The organism is Empedobacter sp. 225-1 (assembly GCF_030328185.1).
GTDB classification, from domain to species: Bacteria; Bacteroidota; Bacteroidia; order Flavobacteriales; family Weeksellaceae; genus Empedobacter; species Empedobacter stercoris.
On sequence record NZ_JACALO010000064.1, the window covers coordinates 1 to 8,448 of the forward strand.

An 8,448-nucleotide genomic window follows, 5' to 3' on the forward strand; every position below is an offset into this window, starting at 1 on the left:
AAAATGATGAAATTTTATTGGAAATTAATTCAAATAAAAAAAACCGCCTCAAATTTTAATATTGAGACGGCTTCTTTGTTTTGAAAATTATTTTGTTAAACTTAGTCTTAACCTCAACCTGAGTTTAAATTTTTCCTTTTTGAATTATTGTAACAATATCTGGATCTAACAACGTTGAAGTATCTCCAAAATCAGTTTCATCACTGGCGATTTTTCTCAAAATACGACGCATAATTTTTCCGCTTCGTGTTTTTGGTAAACCTGATACAAACTGAATTTTATCTGGTTTTGCAATTGGTCCAATGAGATGTGCTACTTCATTTTTAATTTCTGCTTCTAATTCTTTCGAAACTTCTACACCATCTTGTAAAATCACAAATGCATACAACGCATTTCCTTTGATATCATGTGGAAAACCTACAACTGCACTCTCTGCAACTGCTTCATTTTGGTTGATTGCATTTTCAACAGGTGCTGTACCAAGATTATGTCCAGAAACAATAACTACATCATCTACTCTACCTGTAATTCTATAATTGTCCATCGCATCTCGGTAAGCGCCATCTCCTGTAAAATAATATCCCGGGAAAGTAGAAAAATAGGTTTCGACGTAACGTTTATGATCTCCATAAATAGTTCTTGCCATAGAAGGCCAAGGAAACTTAATCGCCAAACGACCTTCTGCTTTTTCGTTGATTGTTTCTACTTCATGTCCATTATCATCCATTAAAACGGGCTGAATTCCTGGTAATGGCAACGTTGCAAATGTAGGTCGTAATGGTGTAATTCCTGCCAAAGGCGAAATCATAATTGATCCTGTTTCGGTTTGCCACCATGTATCGACAATCGGACAATTTCCTTTCCCTACATAATCATTTAACCAATGCCATGCTTCTTCGTTGATTGGTTCTCCAACTGACCCTAAAACTTTTAGACTTGATAAATCATATTTTTCTACATAGTCTAATGATTCACGAGCTAATGAACGAACTGCTGTTGGAGCAGTATAAAAATGGGTAACTTTTAATTTTTCGACAATTTCCCAAAAACGTCCAAAATCAGGAAAACTTGGAATTCCTTCGAACATAACCGAGGTTGCTCCACAAGCCAATGGACCATAAATAATGTAACTGTGTCCTGTAATCCAACCGATATCCGCTGTACACCAATAAATATCGTTTTTATCCATTTGAAAAATATTGTCAAATGAATAAGCCGTTTCAACCATATACCCTCCACATGTATGCACCATTCCTTTTGGTTTTCCAGTAGAACCCGAAGTATATAAAATAAACAATGGATCTTCTGCATCCATTATTTCTACTGGACAACTATTATTTACTTTATACATTTCATCAACCCAAAATTTATCACGCCCACCGACCATAGAAGTTGGTTCTATTGCACGACGATAAACGATACAAGTTTGAATAGAAGGACAGACTTTTAACGCTTCATCACAAATTGCTTTTAAGTTGATTGATTTTGTACCACGAAAAACTTCATTGGCAGTAACCAAAACTTTACATTGTGCATCATTGATACGAGATGCGATTGCAGCAGAAGAAAAACCTGCAAAAACAATAGAATGCACCGCTCCAATTCTTGCACAAGCTAACATCGCAATCGCTAATTCTGGAATCATTGGCATATAAATACACACACGATCGCCTTTTTGTACGCCATTGTTTTTTAACACATTTGCAAATTGACAAACTTTTGAATGCAATTGACGATACGTAATAATTCGAGTTTCTTCTAATGGATTATTCGGTTCCCAAATTAAGGCTGTTTTATTTCCATTTTTTTCTAAATGACGATCTAAAATATTTTCCGTAATATTTAACTTGCCTCCTTGAAACCATTTGAAATCCGCTGTTTCAAAATTATATTCCAAAGTTTTGTCCCATCTTTGGTGCCAAACGAAGTTTTCGGCTATTTTGTCCCAAAATTTCTCGGGATTTTTAGTACTTTTTCTGTACGCTTTCTTGTATTCAGAAAACGAATTAATTCTAAAATCATTTATCATTTTAATTGTGGTTTTGAAATTAAATATAAAAAAAGCGAGTCAATTTATCAAATTAACTCGCTTATATTTTTAAAATGAATAAAAACTATTCTATTTTCCTTTATACGGACTTGCGTTGTAATAAGCAATTGCTGTTGGTAATGATTCTTTAATTTTCGAAATACGTGTTGCATCAGAAGGGTGAGTACTCAAAAATTCTGAAACTTCAGCGTTTCCACTTTTTGCTGCCATACGTTCCCAAAAAGGAATTGCTTGGGAAGGATCATAACCAGCCATAGCCATTAAATATAACCCTGTAACATCAGCATCTAACTCCATCTTACGAGAATAATTTAACAACCCAACTTGTGCACCTACAGGATATAATTGTTCAAAAACTTTTGCATATTCTGCGTTTCCAATGGATCCTCCAACTATTTGTCCTAAACCTTGTGCTGCCATTTGCTGAGAAGCTTGCTCCGCACTATGTCCAGCCAAAGCGTGACCAATTTCGTGACCTAACACAACCGCTAAACCTGTTGCATCCTTCGTTACAGGTAAAATTCCCGAATAAACTGCAACTTTACCTCCAGGCATACACCAAGCATTTACTTCATTCGCTTGTAATAATGTAAATTGCCACTGATAACCTTGCAATTGAGACGAAATTCCTTTCTGTTGATAATATTTTTCTGCTGCATATTTTAAACGGTCTCCAACGGTTTGAACCATTTTTGCATCAGTTGTACCTGTGATTACTTTTCCTTCTTTTAATACTTTATCATATTGTGTAAAAGCAGTTGGCATTAATTCTGCATTTGAGACTAATGATAATGATTTTCTTCCTGTGACAGGATTTGTAGCACATGAAGCTAATACTAAAGCTCCTGCTACAGTTAAAATTATTTTTTTCATATTTTTAAGTTTATTTACCGAGTTTCTTTTTAATTTCATTCAGTTTCATCAATGCTTCAACAGGTGTTAAAGTATTAATATCTGTGTTCATAATCTCTTCACGAATCGATTCTAAAATTGGATCATCCAACTGAAAGAAACTTAACTGCATATTATCTTGCGTTATTTTCTCCGTTTTATTGGAAATTCCTTCATCTGTTTTGGTCGCTTCCAAAACTTTCAACACATCATTGGCTCTATCCACCACTCGTTTTGGCATCCCCGCCATTTTAGCAACATGTATACCAAAACTATGCTCGCTTCCCCCAGGAACTAATTTTCTCAAAAATAAAATCGTATCTTTTGTTTCTTTAATACTAACATTAAAATTCTTGATACGTTCCATTGATTTCGACATTTCATTTAATTCATGGTAATGCGTTGCAAATAATGTTTTTGGTTTCAACGCACTTTGATGTAAAAATTCTGCAATTGCCCATGCAATCGAAATTCCATCGTACGTTGAAGTTCCTCGACCAATTTCATCCAACAAAATCAAACTTCGTTCCGAAATGTTATTTAAGATACTTGCTGTTTCATTCATTTCGACCATAAACGTAGATTCGCCTGAAGAAATATTATCTGAAGCTCCAACTCGCGTAAAAACTTTATCTATTATACCTAATTTAGCAGCTTGTGCTGGAACAAAACTTCCCATTTGCGCCATCAAGACTATCAACGCTGTTTGACGTAAAAGTGCCGATTTACCAGACATATTGGGTCCAGTAATCATAATAATTTGTTGATTCTCTGAATTTAACTCAACATTATTCGATACATATTGTTCTCCAATTGGTAATTGTTGTTCAATAACTGCATGGCGACCTTCTTTTATATTTAATTCAAAACCATCATTAAGAGAAGGTTTGGAATACGAATTCTTTTCCGCAATTTCTGCAAAAGTGGATAGAACATCTAAAAAAGCAATGGCTTTTGCTATTTGTTGAATAGGTAAAAGTTTGGTAATAATTTCTTGTAGAAGATCAATAAACAACTGATTTTCAATGGTTAAAATTTTCTCTTCTGCACCTAAAATCTGTGTTTCATATTCTTTTAATTCTTCCGTGATATAGCGTTCTGCATTGACCAATGTTTGCTTTCGAATCCATTCTTCCGGTACCTTATCTTTGTGTGTATTTCGAACTTCGATATAATATCCAAATACATTATTAAACGCAATTTTCAACGATGAAATTCCAGTTCGTTCTGTTTCACGTTGACACATCTGATCTAAAAAATCTTTTCCAGAAAATTGAATTTTACGTAAGCGATCCAATTCTTCCGAAATACCTTCTCGAATTACATTTCCTTTGACAATCTGATGAGGGGGTTCGTCTGTAAGCGAATCGAAAATCTTTTGAGTCAATTTTTCAATTGGTTCGATTCGTCTAAATAAATCTGATACTTCTTTGATATTCGATTGTTCAGCAACCTCTTTTATATCTTCCGAAATCTTTAAACTTTGTGCTAATTGCAATAATTGTCGTGGTGTTATTTTACCAGTAGATACTTTTCCTGCTAAACGTTCTAAATCGGTTAATTGAGCCAATTTTTCACGCAAATCATAACGTAAATCACCAAATTTATAGAAATATTCGACAATATTTTGACGACGTTGAATCGATTTTAAATCTTTCAAAACCATCACCATCCAACGATTTAGCAAACGTGCACCCATTGGTGTTTTGGTATCATCTAAAATATTCAGTAACGTAACTCCTTTTGGATGTGGTGAATAAACCAACTCAAGATTGCGAATGGTAAAGGGATCCATCCACACAAAATTCTCTTGATTAAGGCGTTGGATTGAAGTAATATGTTGAATTTCGAAATGATGCGTATCATCTAAATAAGCTAAAATCGCACCTGCTGAAATGATTCCTTCTTTTAGATCTTCGATTCCAAAACCTTTCAAATTCTTTGTTTTGAATAAACTTGTTAGTTTATCAATTGCAAAATCATATTGAAAAGCCCAATCATCTAATAAAAATTTACTTTTGACATCAGAAAAATTATATTTGACCCGTTTTTGATAAATGACTTCACTTGGACGAAACGATTGAATAATTTTCGCAACCTGATCTTCTTGACCTTCTGAAACCAAAAATTCTCCTGTCGAAACATCTAATAAAGCAATTCCAAACGATTTTGAACCTTCGTGAACAGCCATCAAAAAGTTATTCGATTTTGAAGACAACACCTCATCTTGCAACGCCACACCAGGCGTGATTAATTCGGTTACACCACGTTTTACAATTCCCTTTACCGTTTTAGGATCTTCGAGCTGATCACAAATTGCTACACGTAATCCCGCTTTTACCAATTTTGGTAAATAGGTATTTAAACTATGATGCGGAAAACCAGCCAATTCACTATTATCAGAACCGTTAGCACGTTTTGTTAGCACTATATCTAAAATACGCGAAGCACGCACTGCATCTTCTCCAAATGTTTCGTAAAAATCTCCAACTCTGAATAATAACATCGCATCAGGATATTTCGCCTTGATTTGATTATACTGCTTCATAAGTGGAGTTTCCTTATTCTTTACTACTTTTGTCAAATTATTATAACTTTTGAACAGCTAAGTTAGTCAAAAACGAAGTGATGAGAAAACTAAAATTAGATGAATTAGGTCGAGTTTCGACTGAAGAATATAAAGAAATAGAAAAAAATCCGATTGTTGTTGTTTTGGACAATGTAAGGAGTATGCACAATGTTGGGGCAGTTTTTAGAACATCAGATGCTTTTTTGATTTATAAAATTTATTTGTGTGGAATTACGGCAACGCCTCCACATAAAGAAATTCATAAAACAGCAATTGGTGCAGAAAACTCAGTAGATTGGGAATATGTAAAAGATTCGAATGAATTGGTCGCCAAACTAAAAGAAGAAGGTTATCAAATTGTAACAATTGAACAAACAGAAGGTTCAGTTTTATTGAATGAATTTGAAATTGATCAATCTCAGAAATATGCAATTATCATGGGAAATGAAGTGGATGGTGTACAACAATCTATTATTGACCAATGTGATACATGTATTGAAATTCCGCAATCTGGTACAAAACATTCGTTAAATGTTTCGGTTTGTACTGGAATTATTTTATGGAAATGGTATGAAGGATTTATGAAATAGTTAAGCGTTAAGCGAAAATAAAAACTCCAAATTTCATAAAATTTGGAGTTTTTTATTATTTTAAAAATTAACTGAGACATTAATCCATTCTGGATCAAAATCAGCGTTGTATTTTTTATAGAAATTGATTGCAGGCTCATTCCAATCTAAAACTTGCCAAACCATTCCGTGGTAATTATTTGCTTTTCCGTATGCTATTAACTCATCTAACAATAATTTTCCAATTCCAGATCCACGCATTTTTTCTGTTACAATTAAATCCTCTAAATATAATCGACGACCTTTCCAAGTTGAATAACGATCATAGTGTAACGCGATTCCTTCCACTTTACCATCTACTTCTGCTACCAAAGATCCCCAAACTGGTTTTTCTCCGAAGCCACATTCTTCCATTTCTTCTAAAGTTACTGTAACTTCTTCAGGTGCTTTTTCATATAAAGCCAATTCGTGAATTAATTCTAAAATTCGAGGACAATCTTCTTTTCTTGCCTCTCGTATTGTTACATTTATCATTGTTGTGTATTATTTATTTGTATCTTTTTTTGATTCTTCGAGAAGATCAGAATTAAAAACTTCTAACTTAGTACTTATATCGTCATTCCTATTTCTATTCCTTTTATGCGACGATATAACTCTGTTGCATAATTATCCGTCATTCCTGAAACATAATCTAAGATTCCCATCACTTTTTGATATTTCGTTCCTTTTTCATACAAAAATTGAGTAGGAACCAAACGTAAAGCTTTTTTCTCGAATGTCTTTCGTTCTTTTTCGTCTTTTAAGATTGGAGGAATAAATTGAGAAAGTAATTCTGACATGACATTATAACCTGCATTCTCAATCTCTAAAACTGAACGATGATTGTAAATATTTTCGATTGAAAAACGTTGAATTTCGTCCAAAACTCGTTTAGTTACTTGTTCTGTTTCATTTTTAATTACATCTAACAATGCCGTTTTAAATTCACCTTTTACAATTTGATCAAAATTATTTTGATAGACCTCAACCGATTTTTGTGTCAATAAATTAATTGATTTTGCACGTAAATATGCAATTCGATCATTTTTATCTGAAATTGATTTCAATGTATTTTTTGTTTTATCAATTTGAGATGGATCCAATGACTCGACTAAATTCAAGAATAATTTTCGGCATTTATCATGATCAATAATACCTAAGCGTTGCGAATCTTCTACATCTATTATCGAGTAACAAATATCATCAGCCGCTTCTACCAGCCACACAAAAGGATGACGCTTGTAAATAATAGGCGAATCTTGTTCCAAAATCATATTTGTTTTTTCAGCAATTGTTCGAAAGGCTTCTTTTTGCGCCTGAAAAAAACCAAACTTTTTACGATGCAATTGACTTTTATCTTTCGCTACAGATTCGCATGGATATTTTGCGATCGCCGCCAAAGTAGAATAGGTTAAACGTAAACCGCCTTCCGACTTTCCGTTCTGTTGTTGTGTCAAGATTCGGATTGCATTTGCGTTACCTTCAAAATTAATTAAATCAGTCCATTCTGCTTCAGTAAAATATTTTTTCAATTCAACTTCATGACGGTCAAAATACGATGCAATTGCATCTTCTCCTGAATGCCCAAAAGCTGGGTTTCCAATATCATGACACAAACAAGCAGCCGAAATCACATCGTGAATACTATAATTGTAAAATTCATGCGATTCATTCGTTAAATCATAATTTTCTGAAACAAATTTCCCAACCAAATTTCCCATCGAACGTCCAACTGATGATACCTCTAACGAATGCGTCAATCGATTGTGTACAAAAACACTTCCCGGCAAAGGAAAAACTTGCGTTTTATTCTGTAAACGACGAAAGGCAGACGAAAAAATAATGCGGTCATAATCGCGCTGATAGGCTGATCGTGCATCCGAAGTATCGTTTGTATTGTTACGTTGATTGGTGTAAATATGATTTAGAAGTTCCATAAACTGATTTAGAAAACGAATTTAACGAATAATGTTCAGTCACAAAAAAATCCGAACGGTTTCGTTCGGATTTTTAATTTAGTTTATTCTTTGTCATAAGAATTATTTATTGTCTTTATTAATTTTCCATTTATTAAATAAAAAATCCAAAAGAACAACGCATAACCCAAACTATTAAAAATTTGATTTGACTCTAAACTTAAATTATGAGTTTTAAAATATTTGAATACAATATTTATTGTAAGAGTTATTGAAAAGAAGAAAAAGAAATACAAAATTAGCATTACAACTAAATTTAACCCGTAGTGCATTTAGTTAATATTAATTTTTAAGTTGTTAATATTTCTATTTTGGTTTCTGTTTATTGATTGAATAATAGTAAGCGTTAGTATT

The 8,448-nt window shown here is 33.2% G+C and carries 6 protein-coding genes; 1 reads left to right on the top strand and 5 read right to left on the bottom strand.

Annotated features, from left to right (window positions below):
- Positions 1-124: 124 nt before the first annotated feature.
- The 3 genes from acs to mutS form a co-directional block, all read right to left on the bottom strand.
- Positions 125-2,029 carry an acetate--CoA ligase gene (gene acs / locus HX088_RS13345; RefSeq protein ID WP_286484413.1) on the bottom strand — a complete coding sequence of 635 codons (1,905 nt, stop codon included), beginning with the start codon at positions 2,027-2,029 and terminating at the stop codon, positions 125-127.
- 90 nt (positions 2,030-2,119) lie between these two features.
- Entirely contained in the window at positions 2,120-2,923 is an 804-nt protein-coding gene (locus HX088_RS13350) for a M48 family metallopeptidase (RefSeq protein ID WP_225542272.1), read from the bottom strand.
- Positions 2,924-2,933: 10 nt separating this feature from the next.
- A complete protein-coding gene (gene mutS / locus HX088_RS13355) occupies positions 2,934-5,489 on the bottom strand; it encodes a DNA mismatch repair protein MutS (protein WP_286484414.1) in 2,556 nt (851 codons plus the stop codon).
- Positions 5,490-5,569: 80 nt separating this feature from the next.
- Between mutS and HX088_RS13360 the strand changes: the two genes are divergently transcribed.
- Positions 5,570-6,100 carry an RNA methyltransferase gene (locus tag HX088_RS13360; protein WP_286484415.1) on the top strand — a complete coding sequence of 177 codons (531 nt, stop codon included), beginning with the start codon at positions 5,570-5,572 and terminating at the stop codon, positions 6,098-6,100.
- A gap of 60 nt (positions 6,101-6,160) precedes the next feature.
- On the opposite strand, the gene HX088_RS13365 is transcribed toward HX088_RS13360, so the two are convergent.
- Together HX088_RS13365 and dgt are read right to left on the bottom strand one after the other, a co-directional pair.
- Positions 6,161-6,613 carry a GNAT family N-acetyltransferase gene (locus tag HX088_RS13365; protein ID WP_225539701.1) on the bottom strand — a complete coding sequence of 151 codons (453 nt, stop codon included), beginning with the start codon at positions 6,611-6,613 and terminating at the stop codon, positions 6,161-6,163.
- A gap of 74 nt (positions 6,614-6,687) precedes the next feature.
- Complete coding sequence (gene dgt / locus HX088_RS13370) at positions 6,688-8,055, bottom strand: dGTP triphosphohydrolase (protein WP_286484416.1); 1,368 nt, start codon at positions 8,053-8,055, stop codon at positions 6,688-6,690.
- Positions 8,056-8,448: the final 393 nt, after the last annotated feature.

Bases quoted from the DNA above. Each gene is read 5' to 3' on its own strand.
- HX088_RS13365 (WP_225539701.1), bottom strand. From the start codon at position 6,613: ATGATAAATGTAACAATACGAGAGGCAAGAAAAGAAGATTGTCCTCGA.
- acs (WP_286484413.1), bottom strand. From the start codon at position 2,029: ATGATAAATGATTTTAGAATTAATTCGTTTTCTGAATACAAGAAAGCG.
- dgt (WP_286484416.1), bottom strand. From the start codon at position 8,055: ATGGAACTTCTAAATCATATTTACACCAATCAACGTAACAATACAAAC.
- mutS (WP_286484414.1), bottom strand. From the start codon at position 5,489: ATGAAGCAGTATAATCAAATCAAGGCGAAATATCCTGATGCGATGTTA.
- HX088_RS13360 (WP_286484415.1), top strand. From the start codon at position 5,570: ATGAGAAAACTAAAATTAGATGAATTAGGTCGAGTTTCGACTGAAGAA.
- HX088_RS13350 (WP_225542272.1), bottom strand. From the start codon at position 2,923: ATGAAAAAAATAATTTTAACTGTAGCAGGAGCTTTAGTATTAGCTTCA.